This is a genomic window from Nocardia sp. NPDC058640, assembly GCF_042716995.1.
GTDB lineage: Bacteria > Actinomycetota > Actinomycetes > Mycobacteriales > Mycobacteriaceae > Nocardia.
The window spans coordinates 25711-43601 of sequence record NZ_JBHXRG010000015.1 but is presented as its reverse complement, the minus strand read 5'-3'; the positions used below and the strand labels follow the sequence as shown (position 1 = coordinate 43601).

Below are 17891 nucleotides of genomic sequence, written 5' to 3'. Positions count from 1 at the left end.
GCGGTATGACTTCTCTGGACGCCTCGGCGAAGACCCTGCTCGAACTGCACGTTCCGGGAAACCCGGTGGTGTTGCCGACCGTATGGGACGCGTGGTCGGCCGATATCGCTGTGGCCGCTGGGTTTTCGGGTCTGACGCTGGGCAGTCATCCGGTCGCGGACTCGATCGGCCGCACCGACGGTGAAGGCATGACCTTCGACGAACTGCTCACCCGCGTCGCCCAGGTCACCGCTTCGGTGCAGGTTCCGGTCTCGGTCGACATCGAATCCGGCTACGGTCTCGAGCCGCTGCAGCTCATCGACGGCCTGCTCGCCGCGGGCGCGGTCGGTCTCAATATCGAAGACACCGTCCACAGCCAAGGCAAGCGCCTGCGTTCCCCGCAGGAACACGCCGACCTGGTCCGCGGCCTGCGCGAAGCCGCCGACGCGGCCGACGTGCACGTAGTGATCAACGCCCGCACCGACCTGTTCCTCCGTCAAGACGGCGACGCCTCCGACCGCGTCGACCGCGCCATCGCCCGCCTCGCCCTGGCCGCCGAAGCAGGCGCCGACGTCCTCTACCCGGTAGGCCGCCACCCCGACGCCGACCTACGCCGCCTCGCCACCGAACTCCCCCGCCCGATCAACGCCATAGCCCAACCCAACACCCCCACCAAGTCCCACCTAGCCGACCTCGGCGTAGCCCGCATCAGCTTCGGCCCATTCCTCCAACGGACACTGGGCGCCGAAGCGACCACCCTGCTGGCCGCCTGGAAGTAGACCTACCGACCCCCACCTGAGCTGGACAGTCGATCACCACGCTCTCAGTGCGGTGATTTGTCCGAAATCCCTCGCTGAGAGCGTGGTGATCACACGTCCAGTCAGCGGGCTAGGACGGCGAGCATGCCTGCTACTGCGCGGGGCCAGCCGAATTGTTCGGCTCGGGTTCGGGCGGCTCGGCGGCGGGTGGGGGTTGGCATGGCCAGGACGTTGGTTACGGCTTGGGCGAAGGCTCGGGGGCGGTCGGCTGAGATGGCTCCGCAGTCGGTGGTGACTATGTCAGCTAGGGCTGAGGAGCGGCTGGCTACTACGGGGGTGCCTGCGGCCAGGGCTTCCAGGGCGGCTAGGCCGAAGGTTTCGTGGGGGCCGGGGGCTAGTGAAACGTCTGCGGTGGCAAGAAGTTTGGCTACCATGGCGCGTTCGTTGATGAAGCCGGTGAAGTGGACCGCGGGTTGGCCGCCGGGCAGCGGTGACAGGGTGCGGGCTCGGCGTTCGAGGGATTCTCGGCGGGGGCCGTCGCCCGCGATGACCAGGCGGGCGGGCACGCCGGCGCGGTGTAGGGCCGCGACTGCTTCGATGCTGCGGTCGACGCGTTTTTCCACCGACAACCGGCCGCAGTGCACCAGCAGGGGGTGTCCTTCGACGCCGAGGTCGGCGCGTAGGCCGAGGTCGCGGCGGCGGGGGCTGAACAGGTCGAGGTCGACACCCAGCGGGACCAGTTCTACGTTCGGCGCGCCGATGCGGAGGAACTCCTCGCGCGCGAAATCGGTTGTGCACACGACCATGTCGTAGTCGTGGGCGGTGCGTCGGTTGGCGACGTCGGCGCAGCGGCGGGCGGCGGGGCCGGGCAGGAATTGGCCGAGGAGTCGGTCGAGGCGCTCGTGCGAGATCATCACACTGGCCACCCCGCGTCGCCCCGCCCATCGACCGAAGCCGCGCAGGGTGAGCCGGTCCGACACCTCGAGCACATCCGGGGACAGGCCAGACAGCACATCGGCCACCCGCCGCGGATCAGCAGCGCGATAGCCACCGGTCCACGGAATCCCCAACGCGGGCAAGGTGATTCGCAGCGCACCCGTCGGCAAGATCTCCTCCGAACGACGCGCCCCCGGCACGATCAGCACCACTTCGTGGCCTGCCGCCACATATCCCTCACCGAGGTGGTGCAGGGCAGTGCGCAGCCCACCCGATCGCGGGCCATAGAAATTGGCTAGCTGCACGATGCGCACACTGCCGATCGTCTCGCCGCGCGGGTTACCTACGGGTCATGCCCGCCGAACGGGGGGTGAACAGCGGCGAAAGACGCGACGAACCGGCCGCTGCGACGCCCTCGCGATGTACACGGTCAGCATCGAAAGACGCGACAAGCCAGCCACTGCGACACCCTCGCGACATACACGGTCAGCATCGAAAGACGCGACAAGCCAGCCACTGCGACACCCTCGCGACATACACGGTCAGCATCGAAAGACGCGACAAGCCAGCCACTGCGACGCTGTCGGGATGTACGCGGTCAACGCGTGGTGGGATCGTCGGGGCCCACGAAAAGGCCAGAATGCAGCCGCGATAACGATCAACCCTGAACCAAGGGTCGCAGCGATGAGATCAGAGGGCGTCGGTGGCCCCGGCATCGACTGCCCGGACTCGCAGTAGCCCGTGCCCGGTGGCAGCCGTGGTGATCGTCACCAGCTCGGCCTGCGCGCGGATCCACTCGCCCTCGGCGAACCGGACCCGCAGGTCGAGCCGCCGGGTGGCACCCGGGTCCGCGGCGGCGGCAGCGCAGGCGACCCGCAGCGCGGCGAAATCGGCGGGGTCGATGGTCGGGCGCTCCACCGCCCACCGGTCGAGGGGCGGTGGCGGATCCGCGGCCCATTCGTAGATGACCCCGCTGGACAACAGGATGATGCCGACACCGACACCGCTGCGTTGCGACACCGCGCGCAACATGGCGACGTCGAGGTCGACGGCCGTGGTGTCGTCGCGGAGTTCGGGGATGGCGTGCATCAGCGCGCTCACCCTGCGCTGGTCGGGCCGTGCCCTTGTCACCATCTGGAATCTGCGAACGCCGTCGTCGTCGCCGAGCATGTCGACCTCGCCCTGCCAGTGCCCGCCCGGTTCCAGCCGGGTAGCCATCTCGAAGTAGTCGACCCTGCCGTCGAAGCGAGCCATCCGCCCGAACGCGTCCGGTGGCGTACGCACCACCCGCACCTGATCGGACTCCCTCGCGAAGACGAGTTCCTCCAAACCCGGCCCGTGGTGGGCGAGTTCGGTGACCACGTCCCAGTCCCACGCCGCTACCCGCCGTCTCGGCCGCACCGGCGCGTACGCTGGACCCAGCCAGATCTGGACACCGTGGATTCCGTCGAATGCGCACCGAACCGGCTCGGCCACGACCACGCTGTCACCTACTTCGACGCGCTCGGAGTCCCCGCCGGCCGCGCATCGCCGGACCGCGTCGAGCACGACGCGGGCGCGCGCCGGACCGACGCTGCGGTGCAGTCGCGCGGCCTCGGTCCACGGTTTGGCGTGGGCGTCGTCAGCGACGAGTGTGGGCTCATGATCCCCGGTGAGGGACTCGAACAGCAGCCATCTACCGTGCGACATGTCCGCGATCAGCTCGGCGTGACGCCGCGTCCGGCGCGTGGCAGGTCGAGGTCGAGCGGGATGCGGCCCTCCCGTAATTGCGCTTCGACTTCCTCGGCGGGCATCGGCCGGGCGATCAGGAAGCCCTGTGCGCGATAGCAACCGAGCCCGACGAGCGTGCGCGCGGCCATCGCCGTTTCGACGCCCTCGCCGACCACGCCGAGTCCGAACGAACCGGCAAGGCCGATAATGGATTTCACGATCGCGAGGTCGTCGTTGCTGTCGCCGAGGCGCTGCACGAACCCGCGGTCGATCTTCACCGCGTCCACCGGCAGCGCCTTGAGGTGCGACAGCGAGCTGTAGCCGGTGCCGAAATCGTCGATGGCGATCTGCACGCCCATCCGCTTGAGCCCGCGCAGGGTCAGGCGGGTGCGGACCAGGTCTTGCACCACCACGTGTTCGGTGATTTCCAGGCACACCGAACTGCCGTCGATATCGAACAGGCGAAGGACATCTTCGATGCGTTCGACGAAATCCACCGAAACCAGCTGCACCGGTGAGACATTGATCCGGATCACCACGTTCGAGGCCAGCCCGCGCCTGCGCCAGTCGGCGAATTGCGAACAGGCGGAACGGATCACCCACCGGCCGAGTTCGCCCGCCAGGTTGGTGGCCTCGGCCACGGAGACGAACGCGCCGGGCGGCAGCAGCCCACGGGTGGGGTGTTGCCAGCGCACCAGCGCTTCCAACGCCACTATCCGGCCGGTGCGCAGGTCGACTTCGGGCTGATAGTGCAGCACCAGCGACCCGTCCGACACCGCGCTGCGCAGATTCAGCTCCACATCGTCCTGCAGTTCGAATTGGGCGCGCATGGCGTCGGTGAACACCGCGACCCCGTTGCCGCCGCCGGACTTGGCCGACAACAGCGCGTGATCGGCGCGGCGCAACACGTCCGAGACCAGAGTCTTTCCCGGAATGCCCAGTGCCACACCGACACTCACACCCCGGCTGACCGATTCGCGCCCCACCGAGACGCGCCGTCCGATGAGCTCCTGGATGCGGGCGGCCTCGAGTTCGGCGGCGACGGCCTCCATCGGCGCCGCGGGCACGATCACGAACTCGTCGCCGCCGAGGCGCGCGATCATGTCGCCGGGTTCCAGATTCTCGCGCAACCGGTGGGCCAGCGTGCGGATGAAGTTGTCGCCCGCGCTGTGGCCGAGGAAGTCGTTGAGCGCCTTGAGCCGGTCCAGGTCGAGGAAGAAGGTGGCGATCGGTCCGGGATTGCCCGGCTGCAGCCGCTGCTCCATGTATTCGAGCAGGGCGCGACGGTTGGCCAGGCCGGTGAGGTCGTCGTGCAGGGCGATGTAGCGCAACTTCTCCTCGGCCACCACGCGCGCCTGCAACTGCGCGAACAGCGCGGCGATCGCCTTGAGGACGTTGAGCTCGCGCTTGGTCCAAGCCCGGTCGCCCATCTTCACGAACCCGAGCACGCCGGTCGACTCACCGCGCGAGACCAACGGCACGCAGGCCATGGCCACCTCGGGGATGCCGGAGGACTTGCGGATCGTCTCCTGATAGTCGGCGCTGTCGGTGTCGGGTCGCACGATGATCGGTTCGACGGCGTGCTCGAGGGCACCGAAGACCGAATCGGCGTGCTCGAATTCGACCTCGCGCAGCGGATCGGGGTCGGGAATGTCGGCGCGCGGCGGCCACTCGGCGATGAGGACGGTCGAGCGCCGTGCACGGTCGGTATGGCGCAAATAGCTCACATCGACATCGAAGTGCTCGACCAGGGAGGCGAGCACACGCTCGCTCGCCGCCACCATGGTCGTGGCGTCGACACCCATCAACTCGGAGGCGACCTGGGTCACCAGTGAGTCGAGCGTTTGCCGAGGCACGTTGTCTCCGATCCGAGCTATGCGTCGTTGCTACTGCCGGGCACCGGCACAGTCCTACTGCCGGGCACCGGCAACCGTCGACTGCGAACGCTCGCAGCCGCGGCGTAGCTCAGACGAAGAACCAATGCCACGTTCTCATCCTCAGCGATTCCCAGCAGGTCCAGGAAACGTCTCTGAATGCTGGCAAGTGTATCTGTGAACTCGGGAGAAACGCTGCGCAAATCATCGGCCCGGTCGGCATAGAGGAACACCGGCGACACCGGCTGCACCGCGAGACCGAGCAGTTGCGCACGTAGCCACACTCTTTCCACCGCGGCACCGGCACGCGCATAGGCGGCCAGATCCGGTCTGCCGTCGCCGGTACCGAAGGTGATCGCCACCAGTGCTGAGCTGGCCAGTACCCGGTCGACGGTGAACTCTCCCAGTGCCGAACCCGCCGACCATTCACGCAATCGATCCATCACATCGGTGCGGCGACCGACCTGCATCTTCGCCAGTTCATCCGGGGCGGGTTCGAGCGTACGCACATCGATTCCCGTGCTGAGATCCTCACCCGGCCAACGCAATTCGGCGTAGATCTGTTCGTGTAGCTGCGGTGTGAGGTAGCGGACGCGGTCGCTGGCACCCAGCAGCAGCGCCGCCTCTGCCAACGCGTCGGCGCCGGTGATCGCGTGCACGCTCGCCCGCTCTGCCGCCGCGGCGACGGCCAGCGCGGGCAGCACCGTTGTCGGCAACGGCATCGCCATGCCGAGGCGGCGGTTGGTGTGTCGGGCCAGCGCGAGCGGATAGTCGGCGGCCAGGTCGGGGTCGGTGCCCGCGCGCAGTCGCAAGCGGGCGATCAAGGGTGCCGTCGGGTCGTCGACGATCAGTTCCGGATCCGCGAGCAGGTTGTGCGCGGCGGCGGCCGCCCTGGCGTTGTGCAGCGCGGCGCCCACCGCGACGGCGCTGCCACGCAGGTGCAGGTCCATGGCGGTGGTCGCGGCGGGATCGAGGGTGATGTCGATCGTCGCGGCGTCGCCGCGCAGCCGCCACGGCTGGACATTGCCGCCGGACGGCGCGCGCTGGGCGCAGGCGAGGATCGCCTCGACCGGGTCCGAGGGCGGCGGTTCGACGGGTTCGTCGACGAGGGAGTCGATGCCGTCGTCGAGGTAGCCGGGTTCGGCGAGGGAGTCCAGCGTGGCGTCGAGGTCGACGCGGGTGCGGCCCGACGACAGCTTGGCGCCCAGCCCGATCCGGCGCACGGCGGCGGTGACGATCGCGGCGCCCAACTGCACGTCGCTGCCCAATTGCGGCCAGGTGGTGATCGTCTCGCCGATCTCGGCGAGGCTGGCCGCCATCCGCGACGACAGCTGCCCGGGATCGAGGATGCGCAGCACGTGCGGCGCCTTGGCCTTGGTGTCGAGGTCGGCCAGCTGCGCACCGGTGGTCGCACCGAGCAGGCCGTGGAAGGGTTCGCGGTCGGGTTCGAGGTCGTAGCGTTCGACGTCGAACAGGCCGCGGTCGCTGGTCTCCATCAGCAGCGGCAGTCGGCGTCTGCGCGCGGCCTCGCGGACCGCGAACTTGATGTCGAGGGAATCGCATTCCTCCACCACCACCGACAGCCCGTCGAGGAACTCGTCGACCGTGTCGGTCAGCACGCCCGCGGGCCAGATCTCGACCGGCAGGAAGGGGTCGAGTTCGGCGATGCGGCGCGCGGTGACGATCGCCTTGTTCACGCCTACGTCGAACAGCCCGCCGGGCACCCGATTCAGATTCGACAGTTCGATCGTGTCGAAGTCGGCAAGGCGCAGCAGCCCGCAGGCCCCTTCGAGAGCGAGGGTGTAGGCGATCGAGTGGCCGACGCTCTGCCCGACGACGCCGACGGTCAACTGGGCCAGGCGCTGCTGCTCGTGCCTGGTGAGTTTGTTGCGGTTGCGGTCCGAGCGGATCGCCTGGAACGCGGCGGGCCCGAGGACCGCGACCAGCGCGCGCCGCCACGGGTAGTAGATCCAGCGTTCCTCGCGTGCGTCGATGCCGGGCGGCACGCCGATGAGCCGGTCCAGCTCGGCGCGCAGCCCCGCGCGCAGGTCTTCGGTGCGGATGTCGGCCCGGCCTGCCAGCTGCCGCAGAGTTGCCGCGTCGGCGGGGTCGGCCGGATCGAGGACGAGGGGGCGGTGGTCCATCGCCGGATAGTCGGGGCCGGTCACCGAGCGTGCCGCTCCCGCGCCGGGAACACCTCAGCCGATTCGGTGCGACGGTGAATGCTGCGCAACCACACTCCAGCCAATTTCACTTCGACAGCCATCGTGCTTCCTACTCCGTGCTCTACGCCCGCGCGCGGTCGGCTTCCTACCGATGCCAACGGGTGAAGTATCCGCCATTTGGAACGAATGCACCATACGAGTGGCTAATTTTCCGGAAACCTTCTGAGCCAGTTGAAATAAGCGCAGGTCAGACCCGTTGGCCGCACAGGAGTCGAGCAATTCCAAACCGATCGGTTCGAATTCGGCTAACTCTCAGCTATCGACAGTGATCGACACGAACAACTCCACCGCGTCCGGCCCGTGCCAGACCTCGATCTCCTCGCGGTAGGCGCGCGAGATCTCCGCCGACGCCGTCGCGTCGTCGACCTGCGCCCACACGTCTTCGACCGGGTCGTGATAGTCGCCGTTGGGTGCGAACCGAGCGTAGATGCCCTTGGGTACGCGCAGCATGAGATCGCCGACCGGCACCTGCTCGGGGTCGGTGAATTCGCGGGCGACCAGCGCGTTCCAGTTGCCCGCGGGGTCGGGGACGTACACGGTCTGCAGCGGTTCGCCGCCGACCGGGCGCTCGCGCAGCCTGCCTTTGAGGAACTCGATCAGGTCGCTGTTACTCACCTTGAAACTGGGGTGCACGCGCGGCACCACCAGGCCGCCGTACAGCGCGGCGCCACGCACCACGATCGAATAGGTCATCGCGCGTCGACCGCCAGGTACAGGTCGATCTTGTAGGCGTGCGGGTAGCACTCGAAATCGCCGGTGAAGGTGCGCTTGATCTGGTTGTGCTCCTCGGCGTAGGCGATCTGGGTCCACAGGTCGGTCATCACCTGGGGGAAGTTACCCACCGAGGAGAAGCGCGCGTACGTGCCGCGCGGCAGGCGCACCGCCAGGTGTCCGCGCGTGACCTGCTCCAGCGAATCGCACTGGTAGCCCACGATCTGGGTGTTGTAGGTACTCAGCTCACCGGTGTAGTCGGTGTACGCGCTGGCCAGCGGCCCGCCCAGGTCCTGATGCAGGACCGCCGACCAGGCCGCTTCGAGGTCTCGGTCGCGCAGCTCACCGAGCGCGCGTTTGGGACTGCGGACCGGGAGACCGGCCACCCAGGTCTGGTCCCGCTCGACGATTTCGAACTGCAATTGATGACTCTCTCGAAGGGTCCTGCTCGGTTGCGCCATGCTATCAAACCCCACCCTAACCACATCTGAGCTGGACAAACGTCCACCTTTGTGTGCGGGATAGCCATTGTTACTGCCCGATTCACCTCGAACCCGTATGCTCCCGCGATCGTGTGGGTACGCGCGGAGCTCGGACCGCGAAAACAAGTGATGCAGTGGGCAGGCATTGTCGTTGCCGCCGTGGCGGTCGGCTATCTGGCGGTATTGCTCGGGGATTCGCGACATTTCTATACCGATGACACCGAGGCGCAATACGTGCCGATGTGGCAGCTGCTGGGCAACGAACTGCGCGCGGGGCGGTTCCCGGCGATGGTGCCGTGGGAATGGATGGCGGGCAACTACAGCCTCGAGGAAGCCGGGCTCTACAACCCCGCGCAGCTGCTGGTGTACCTGCTCGCGCCCTCGTTCGACAATCTCGCGCTGTACGCGACCGCGGTGAAGTTCGTGTTCTCCGCGATCGCCGCGATCGGCGTGTTCCGCATCTGCCTGGCCTACGGGGCGCGTGCGCCGTGGGCAGCGGTGGCGGGCGTGGCGTTTCCGTTCAGCGGCTGGTTCCTGTTCTTCGACACCGCCAGCTGGTTCACCTCGCAGACCGGCACCGCGTGGCTGGTGAACGCCTGGGCCAGCGCGGTGCTGTACACGCGCGGACGCACCGGGCCGATTCCGATGTTCGTGTTCCTGTACCTGGCGCTGACCATCCAATATGCCTTTCCCGCAGTCGAATCCGGGTTGATGATCGCCGCCGTGGCCGCAGGTGAGTATCTGTATCAGCGCACGTGGGCGCCGGTGTTGCGGATGATGGCGGCGGCGGGCCTTGCGGTGCTCGCGTCGATGATCGCGAATCTGCCGATCCTGCTGTCCTCGCAGGCCACCTGGCGCGGTGACGTGTCCACCATCCACAACGATCCCTTCCTGACCGTGCCGTGGTCGGAATCGCTGAACGCGAGCCTGCCCAGCACGGTGCCGGCGTTCACGGGCTGGTGGGGGCATGTGCAGCCGCTGCCGATGGTCTACATCGCGTGGTTCGTGATTCCGGCGCTGGCGTTCATCGACTGGAAGGCCGCGGCGCGTCACGCCGCGCAGTGGAGTGGGATCGCGCTGTTCGCGGTGGCGACGCTGATGTGGACGGCGGGGCCGGGCGCGATCGGACCGCTGCGGTGGCCCGCGCGGGTGTTGCCGATGGTGGCGATCGCGGCGCTCGTGCTGGTGTGTGTGCTGATCAGTCGCTACGGGGACTTCGCCTGGTCGCGTCGGCGGTACGCGGCGGCGGGGGCGTTGATCGGGTTGCTGTTCCTCCGATCGTTCTCCGCCGCACCCGAACTCGTCGAGCGGCACGCGCTCGCGGTGTTCGTGGTGGTCGGACTCGGTGCCGCGGTGGTGTGGCTGGCGCGCACGCGCGGGACCGCCGCCGCGGCCGCGTTGACGATCTGCGCGACGTTCCCGATCGCGTTCGCGCAGGTGGTGGCGGCGCCGATGACGCCGCTGTCCTACGGTTTTCCCGAACGGCGGTCGGAGATGACCGCGGCGTTCCCCGACTTCGACGGGCGCACACTGCAATTGGCGGATCGGATCATGGTCCGCAACGAAGAGCGCACGCTCGCAGGAACTTACGGTTCCATCGCGTTGGGCAGTTACGCCAAGAACCTCGGGCTGCAGTATGTGAACGGGTACACGCCCGTCGGACATGCGGCTTTCGCGGGGATGCTGTGCATGGCGTGGGATGGCGGGACCTGTCCGGATGCGTACCGGCGGGCGTTCGCGGTCGAACCTTCCACCGACACACCGATTGTCGATTTGATGCGGCTGGATCGTGTTGTCCTGCAACGCAGTCAGTATCCGCATGCGGACCAAGATCCGGCTCCCGCCGGGTGGCGCTTCGTCCACTACCCCGGGCACGAGCATCAGATCTCGGTGCTGGAACGGGTGAACCCACTGCCCTCCCCCGGCGACCTGATCGCCCACGAATCCGGCGTGCACGCCACCGTCATGCCCGAAGCGGGACTGACCAATCGCGCCACCGTGTCCTCGGGCACCGGCGGTCGAATCGTGTTGTCGCGCTTGGCCTGGCCGGGTTACACCGCCACGCTGGGTGGCGACGAGATCCCGATCAGGGCCGTGGCGGGGACCTTCGTCGCGGTCGATATTCCGCCCGGCACCAAGAACGCGCAGCTCACGGTGACCTGGCGGCCGCCGGGCCTGTCCATCAGCCTCACCGCGGCGCTGGTGGCGCTGCTCGGTGTCGGCGGGCTGCAGTGGTGGTATCGAATGCGCAAGCGCGACAACGAGATCGGCGCTACGCCCGCGGTCGTGCCGGTGCGGGCGTAGCGGCGGGTCAGCTGATCGCGGCGGCCAGGTGCGGCCAGGCCTCGTGCAGGTCGGCCTCGAACTGGCCCCAGGTGTGCGAGCCGGTCGGCCGGTGCACGTGGATGGCGGGGATACCCAGTTGGCCGAGGCGCCCGGCGAACGCGGCGGTGCACGCCCCCGCCAGGGTTTCGATCGGGGGCATGGGCAGGCCGCGGTCGGCGGGGCCGGGGAAACCGGTCGCCGCCGACAGGAACACGGTCTTGCCCGCCAGGCGACCGGCGTTGGCGAACACGTCGTGTTCCTGCCAGCCGGGGCCGCCCGGAATGCCCCACATGTTTCCCGGGTTTCCGCCGCCACGCACCGCCTGCGCGCTGGCCATCGCGATCCCCAACGGATCCGACGCCCACGGGCAACCGCTCAGCGCGGCGACCGCGGAAAACCGCGACCCGCTCTGGATCGCCAGGTCCAGCGCCGACGACGCGCTCATCGACACACCCGCGATCGCATTGCGGCCGCTGGCGTCGAGCGCGCCATCGATCACGCCCGGCAATTCCTGGGTCAGATACGTTTCCCACCGCACCCGACCGATCGCGGGATCATCGGAGATCCAGTCGGTGTACAGCGTGAACGCGCCGCCGACCGGCATCACCACATTGACGAACTTGTCGGCGAAGAAATTGCGCACGTCGGTGTTGTCCCACCAGGAGATCCCGTCGGCCCCGCCGCCCGCCCCGGTGAGCAGATACAGCGTGGGCGCACCGGCTCCGGCGGCCTTGATGACCTTGTTCTGGATCACCCGGCCCATCGCGGGCGAGTACACGTCGATCTGCGCGGCCCGGCCACCCAGCGGCGCCTCCCCCGCCACATATGCCCCCGGATCCGCCGTTGCCTGGACGGAACCGCCGAGCACAGCCACGATCGCGCACACCACAGCAAGCCACGTTCTCGATGCAGTCACCCTCCCGTTGTACCCCTCGAACGAGGCGATGTATCCCGAAACACGCGACCAGTTATCAGTCGGGATCGGGCAGTGACCAGGCTCACCCTCGGGTGTGTGATTCGTTTCGATACCGCTGTGACCTGGTGCTTTCACCCCGTATCTACCGGTGCGAACCGGGAAAACCAGGTGATTTGTGTCGTACCCACCCGGAATACTCGACCGCGCCCGATGAGTTGGACCGACGGAAACCGTCTTTTCTCGTGTGATGCCGCCGACGCAGTCGACTCGGCATCGGGCCACGCAACGCCCTGCCGAATCCACCACGCTTCCCGGAGGTACCACCGATGCCAGCCGATATATCCCCACCGATGACGAAGGGCAAGACACCGATCGTCGTCCGCGTGCTGGTCCTGGCGACCTTCGTGGTCATCCTCAACGAGACCATCATGATCAACGCCATCCCAGCGCTGATGGACTACTTCCAGGTCACCGAGGTCGCCGCGCAGTGGGTCTCCACCGCGTTCATGCTGACGATGGCCGCGATCATCCCCACCACCGGCTGGTTCCTGCAGCGGGTCACCACCCGCCAGGCCTACGCCACCGCCATGGGCGTGTTCATCGCGGGCACCGTCATCTGTGCCCTCGCACCGACCTTCGCGGTACTGCTGATCGGCCGGATCATTCAGGCCGGCGGCACCGCGGTGATGATGCCGCTGCTGATGACCACCCTGATGACCGTGGTCGCCGAACGGGACCGCGGTCGCGTGATGGGCAACGTCACCCTGGCCATCTCGGTCGCGCCCGCCATGGGCCCGGTCGTGTCCGGCCTGATCCTGCAGATCGAAGGCCCGCACGCGTGGCGCCTGCTGTTCGTGATGATGCTGCCGATCACCGGTCTGGTGACCTGGCTGGGGCTGCGACAGCTGGACAACGTCGGCGAACCGCAGCCCAGCGAGCTCGACCTGCCCAGCGTGGCACTGGCGGGCCTCGGCTTCGGCGGACTGGTGTTCGGCCTGAGCAAGTTCCACGGTGACAGCTACACCGTCGCGGCGCTGATCACCGCGGGCGGCATCGCGCTGATCGCGGCGTTCGCACTGCGTCAGGTGTGGTTGCAGCGCAACGGAACTCCGCTGCTGGACCTGCGGGTGCTGTTGCAGGGCACCTACACCAAGGCACTGGTGCTGATGTCGCTGGCGTTCCTGGCGATGATGGGTTCGATGATCCTGCTGCCGCTGTACCTGCAGAATCTACGCGGGCTGTCCGCGTTCCAGACCGGCCTGCTGGTGATGCCCGGTGGCCTGGCGATGGGTCTGCTCGGTCCCACCGTGGGCAAGCTGTTCGACAAGTTCGGTGGCCGCATACTGGTGATCTCCGGCTCGATCGGTATCGCCGCCTCACTCGCCGGTTTCACCCAGATCTCGATGACCATGCCGTACTGGCAACTGCTGGGCCTGCACATCGTGCTGATGGTGTCGCTGGCCGCGGCCTTCACCCCGGTGTTCACCCTGGGTCTCGGCGCGCTGCCGATGCACCTGTACTCGCATGGCAGCTCGATGCTGGGCACCATCCAGCAGGTGGCCGCCGCGTTCGGCACCGCCCTGGTGGTCACCGTGATGTCCGCGCGCAGCACCTCGCTCATCGACGAGGGCACCCCGGTCGCGGTCGCCACCCTCGACGGCATGCGCCTGTCCTTCATGATCATCGCCGGCCTGGCGCTGATCGTGATCGCCATGGCAGTGTTGCTGCCCAACCGCGCGGCGGTCGATCCGCACGCCGCGCCGGTGGACGAATCGGATGCACCGGAGCTGGTCAAGCACTGACCGTAGTTCTCCGCACATAACAGAACGGCCCGGTCGATGACCGGGCCGTTCTGTTGTCACTCAGCGGGTGGGGCGGGTGGTGGTGTTGGGGTCTCGCCACAGGCCCAGGTCGAAGTACAGCGTGGTCATGGTGTCCCACGCGGTCGACCACGGCTGCTTGGGACCCTTGCAGACCCAGACCGCGGTCATGCGGTCGATGCCGGGCGTGCCCATGGGGTCGTCGAGGTGCACCACGCGCTGCACCTCGGTGAAACGGGAGCGCAGGTCGGGTTCGGCGGTGTCGAGGCCGACGTAGACCACTGTGGTCGCGGAGTCCGGCGGCGGGCCGAAGAAACCGAAGCCGCGGCTGGGGCTGAAGGTGGCGGGCAGGCCGTACTGACGGCCGAACTGCTCGACCGCGCCTGCCTGCGGGTAGCCCTGCGCGAGGATGACGGCGTTCGCCTTCTCGGCCGGCGTCAGCGTGGCGTAGCCGTCGTTGACCGCGTCGACCATCAACGCCCAGTTGGTGTTTCCGAAGAACGCCGTCTTGAGTCCGAGATCGAGCGCGTTCTCCGACTGGGTACGCCAGCTGGGCGACAGCGGAATCACGGTGAGCGTGACCACGGTCGTCAGCACCGAGGCCGCGGCGATGGGCACCAGCGCGAGGTTCATCCACCGTTTGCGGTCGTACTGCCACAGGCCGACGGCACCGAAGGCGAAGATGGCCGGGAACAGGCCACCGGGGTAATAGGGCCGGCCGTGGGTGATCATGACGACCGCGGTCATGATCAGCAGCGCCACCGGCAGGAAACGGTAGGGGCGCAGCGATTCCTGTTTGAACGCCGCCCACATGCCGATCGCCAGCAGCAGGGTGCCCATGATGCCGGCCAGGATCGGGAACTGCGGCAGGAAGCCGATCGGGCCGTAGCCGGTGGCATCCTGCTCCGCGCCGATGACCGAGCCCATGGCCAGCTGCGGCCAGTTGTGCTGGGACTGCCAGTACAGAATCGGGATCAGCGACGAGGCGAGGATGCCGGTGGCCACCCACAGCGCGGGGCGGCGCAGCACTTCGCGGGGACCGCACACGATGACCGCGAGGCCCAGGCACGCCCACACGATCGGGATCATCCACTTCACCTGCATGTCAAGGGCGGCGACCAGACCCGCCGCGATGATCAGCCAGTCCTGGCGGGTGCGCACCCAGCGGATGAACAGCCAGGTGATCACGGCGGTGAGGGTGGCGTCGAACGAGAACGTGCTCAGCACAACTTGATTGGCTGCCAGCCCCGACAGCGCGTACGCGGCCGCGGCCAGCATCTGCACCCGGTGGTTGCCGCGCAGTTCGTAGGCGATCAGCGCCGCCACCACGATCGCGCCCACGCACATCAACACCGACGGGAACCGCAGCGCGGTCACCGATCCGGGCGCGAGCTGGTCGGCGATCCAGGCGAACATGGGCACGATCACGCCCTGGTCGGCATAGGTGAAGTCCAGGCGCCTGCCGGCGGAAAGGAAGTAGAGCTCGTCGCCGAAGTAGTCGTAACGCGCCGCCGTCGCCGTGAACATGATCCCGGCGATCGCGGCGATCAACGCGACTGCGCGAAAGGCGAACGTCGGGTGGGTATTCGGAATGCTTTCGGGCTCGGTACGAACCTCTACGACCGCTGTCATGAACTGCCCCTGATGCTTTCCGACAGACCCGAGCGACGACCCCCTCCCGAAGGTGCGTCGTCATCTGTTCGCTGGTGAACCGATTCCTCCCCGGCAGCGAACTTGTCGAGCGCGAGCGCTCGTGGTCCTGCTCGGATAATTCATCTTTATCAAAACGTTAGTGCCTACCCAGCGGGTCCGCAAATAAACTTCACACCAATAGCTGATGGCTGTAAATCAACGTGACGCAGTGGTCATCACCACTTTGACCTGCGCTAAGAATTGCAAGGGCACGAAATGTGATGAACAACTCTGCCGGAATCGGTAACGCCGCCACTAAACCCGAGTTCGTCACCGCGCGTGCCCCCGAAACAATGGGCAGCCGCACATGCATATGTGAAGAATGAATATTTCACTCTGTAATCCGACACATATCACGTCGCAACGTAAATACCCCTTGCGCGCAAGCGCTTATTCACCTGCCGTTAGGACAGGGCACAGGCCCCGGATCGTCTCGGGCCCATGGCCTCGGAGCGATACGACGAACGCCGCCCGACCGGGGTGGTCGAGCGGCGTCGTGATGTGGAGCTAAGGGGAATCGAACCCCTGACCTTCTCGATGCGAACGAGACGCGCTACCAACTGCGCTATAGCCCCGTGCGGCTCTGGTGAACCGCGCTGTGACACTGTATCAGGGGTTGCGCCCGGATACCGAATCGGTACTGTGACCTGCGGATTTGCGTGGTTTCACCAGTTACTCGCCGACGGCGTGGCCGAGGTCTTCGACCCGGTTGCGCAGGGCGCGAGAAGTGGCGGGGTCGAAGATTTCGAGGTACTCGAACCTCGGGTCCTCGTCGTCGGTGTCCAGCAGGGTGGAGCGGCGACGCAGGGCGCGTGCGGTGTCGCGGTCCATGGTGCGCTGGGTGGTGGCGGCCTCGGGGGCCGCTTCCGTGGCTTCGGGACGCTTCCCGCGGTGCAGGCGGGCCGCGCGCCTGCGACGGATCTCCTCCTCCACGTGGACCTGCTTGCGCAGGTAGGCCAGGTAGCCGACCAGGACGGCGGCCGACAGGCCACAGGCCCACCAGAACATCGCGTTGAGTAGCAGGCCGATCGTGGCGAACAGGATCATCGCCACGATCAAGCCCATGACCGCGCGCTGACGGAAGCTGTAGCGGGCGGCGCGGGCGATCGCGTCGGCCTCGGGGTCGTAGCCGCCGCGACCGCGACGCGAGGGGATGAAATCCTCGCCGTCGTCGTCGTATTCGGCGTCGTCGGCCACCAGGTCGTCCAGACGTGCCGGCGGCGCGGCCGGGATGCGCGCGGCGACAGGCGGTTCGTTCTCGACCTGGGCCGAAACCGGTTCCACCACATCATCTTCTGTCGCGTCGTCGTCGAGAGCCCCAGGTTCGGTGGGGTTCTCGATGTCGACGGTCTCGGCAGCTTCGAGTTCGACTGCGGGGGTGATCTTTTCGTCGTCGTCTTCGGTAACAGGTTCTTCGGATGTCATCCGATCCTCCGAATCAGTACGGTGGGAGCGCTTGCGCAGCACACGGGGTCGATAGTTGGGGTCACTGTCGTGACCGCCCGCCGCGCCGATGCGGATCCGTCGTTCGGCCCCGCCACGGTGCAGCACGCGGGTGGCGAGCGCGGCATCGGTGGTGCGGCGGATGCGGGGATGACGGTCCGCCATGATCGGGAACAGGACGAAAACCCACAGCACTACCAGTCCGATCCACAGGATCGAGTTCGGCATCGCGGTCATCACCTCCCGTCCCCACCTACGTGTTGGCTATCTGTGGACGCACCACTGACGTCCGTAGGTTAATTCGGGCACGCGCGCTCATGTGGCAGGCGCGCCGAACACACCTGCCACATGAGTAACAGAATTTTCACGGCAGCGCCGCTCGACCTTCCCTGACAAGGCGATCCACCACGGTGCCCAGCACTTCTTCGACGGTGAGTCCGACCAGCAGATGATCGCGCCACGCACCGTCGACATCGAGATAACGCTGCATCAGACCTTCCTCGCGGAAGCCGACATTGCGCAGAACCGCTTGGCTGGCAAGGTTTTCCGGCCGCACGGTCGCCTCCACGCGATGCAGACCGACCGGACCGAAGCAATGATCCAGACCCAGCGCGAGCGCGGCCGTGGCCACACCCTGCCCGCCCAGATCCTTGGCCACCCAGTACCCGATCCAGCCCGAACGCAGCGCGCCGCGCACGATATTGCCGATGGTCAGCTGACCGCTGAACTGCCCGTCGACCTCGATGACCAGCGGGATCATCGCCCCGCGGCGGGCTTCGGCCTTCAAACTGGTCCATAGCGACGGCCAGTTCGACGCGTGATTGCGCGCCTCCCAGCTGCCGCGCCCGGTCGGCTCCCACGGTTCGAGGTGGTCGCGGTCGCGCAGCCGGATCCGACTCCACGCGGCGGCATCGCGAAAACGCACCGGCCGCAAGGTAACTCGACCACCCGCCACCTGGACCGGGCCCAGACGAGCCGGCCAGCCGGGATGCTGTCCGGCCCGGAAAACGTTCATGGACT

General features: G+C 67.4%; 13 protein-coding genes and 1 tRNA gene. 3 read left to right on the top strand and 11 right to left on the bottom strand.

Annotated elements, in window-relative coordinates; all coding sequences use genetic code 11:
• Positions 1–5: 5 nt before the first annotated feature.
• Positions 6–758, top strand: a complete 753-nt coding sequence (locus tag ACFWU5_RS17780) for an isocitrate lyase/phosphoenolpyruvate mutase family protein (RefSeq protein WP_379267957.1) — start codon at positions 6–8, stop codon at positions 756–758.
• Positions 759–859: 101 nt separating this feature from the next.
• Here the strand turns inward: ACFWU5_RS17780 and ACFWU5_RS17775 are convergent, their stop codons facing one another.
• The 6 genes from ACFWU5_RS17775 to ACFWU5_RS17750 form a co-directional block, all read right to left on the bottom strand.
• The gene (locus tag ACFWU5_RS17775; RefSeq protein ID WP_379267956.1) at positions 860–1987 is read right to left on the bottom strand and encodes a glycosyltransferase; all 1128 of its coding nucleotides are present in this window, start codon (positions 1985–1987) and stop codon (positions 860–862) included.
• A gap of 376 nt (positions 1988–2363) precedes the next feature.
• Positions 2364–3362: a GAF domain-containing protein gene (locus ACFWU5_RS17770; protein ID WP_379267955.1), complete on the bottom strand. Its 999-nt coding sequence runs from the start codon at positions 3360–3362 to the stop codon at positions 2364–2366.
• 8 nt (positions 3363–3370) lie between these two features.
• Entirely contained in the window at positions 3371–5188 is a 1818-nt protein-coding gene (locus ACFWU5_RS17765; protein WP_379268001.1) for a putative bifunctional diguanylate cyclase/phosphodiesterase, read from the bottom strand.
• Between the two features lie 68 nt (positions 5189–5256).
• Positions 5257–7401 (bottom strand): Rv1355c family protein, encoded by a 2145-nt coding sequence (locus ACFWU5_RS17760; RefSeq protein WP_379268000.1) that lies wholly within the window; start codon positions 7399–7401, stop codon positions 5257–5259.
• Between the two features lie 333 nt (positions 7402–7734).
• Positions 7735–8175 (bottom strand): AraC family transcriptional regulator, encoded by a 441-nt coding sequence (locus ACFWU5_RS17755; RefSeq protein ID WP_379267954.1) that lies wholly within the window; start codon positions 8173–8175, stop codon positions 7735–7737.
• Entirely contained in the window at positions 8172–8615 is a 444-nt protein-coding gene (locus ACFWU5_RS17750; RefSeq protein ID WP_379267953.1) for a GyrI-like domain-containing protein, read from the bottom strand. Before ACFWU5_RS17750 ends, ACFWU5_RS17755 begins: the two co-directional genes overlap by 4 nt.
• Before the next feature lie 189 nt (positions 8616–8804).
• Between ACFWU5_RS17750 and ACFWU5_RS17745 the strand changes: the two genes are divergently transcribed.
• Positions 8805–10979: a hypothetical protein gene (locus tag ACFWU5_RS17745; protein ID WP_379267999.1), complete on the top strand. Its 2175-nt coding sequence runs from the start codon at positions 8805–8807 to the stop codon at positions 10977–10979.
• A gap of 7 nt (positions 10980–10986) precedes the next feature.
• On the opposite strand, the gene ACFWU5_RS17740 is transcribed toward ACFWU5_RS17745, so the two are convergent.
• Entirely contained in the window at positions 10987–11916 is a 930-nt protein-coding gene (locus ACFWU5_RS17740) for an alpha/beta hydrolase (protein ID WP_379267952.1), read from the bottom strand.
• Between the two features lie 326 nt (positions 11917–12242).
• Here ACFWU5_RS17740 and ACFWU5_RS17735 point away from each other — a divergent pair, with 326 nt between their 5' ends.
• On the top strand, positions 12243–13718 hold the full coding sequence (locus ACFWU5_RS17735) for an MDR family MFS transporter (RefSeq protein ID WP_379267951.1): 1476 nt from the start codon (positions 12243–12245) through the stop codon (positions 13716–13718).
• Between the two features lie 60 nt (positions 13719–13778).
• Here the strand turns inward: ACFWU5_RS17735 and ACFWU5_RS17730 are convergent, their stop codons facing one another.
• From ACFWU5_RS17730 to ACFWU5_RS17715, 4 genes are all read right to left on the bottom strand, one after another.
• Complete coding sequence (locus tag ACFWU5_RS17730; RefSeq protein ID WP_379267950.1) at positions 13779–15368, bottom strand: glycosyltransferase family 39 protein; 1590 nt, start codon at positions 15366–15368, stop codon at positions 13779–13781.
• A gap of 562 nt (positions 15369–15930) precedes the next feature.
• Positions 15931–16003 (bottom strand) — tRNA-Ala (locus ACFWU5_RS17725).
• A 97-nt stretch (positions 16004–16100) separates the two neighbouring features.
• Complete coding sequence (gene glpR / locus ACFWU5_RS17720; RefSeq protein ID WP_379267949.1) at positions 16101–17099, bottom strand: gephyrin-like molybdotransferase receptor GlpR; 999 nt, start codon at positions 17097–17099, stop codon at positions 16101–16103.
• Between the two features lie 136 nt (positions 17100–17235).
• Positions 17236–17886, bottom strand: coding sequence for a GNAT family N-acetyltransferase (locus ACFWU5_RS17715; protein ID WP_379267948.1), 651 nt, complete (start codon positions 17884–17886; stop codon positions 17236–17238).
• Between the last annotated feature and the right edge of the window lie 5 nt (positions 17887–17891).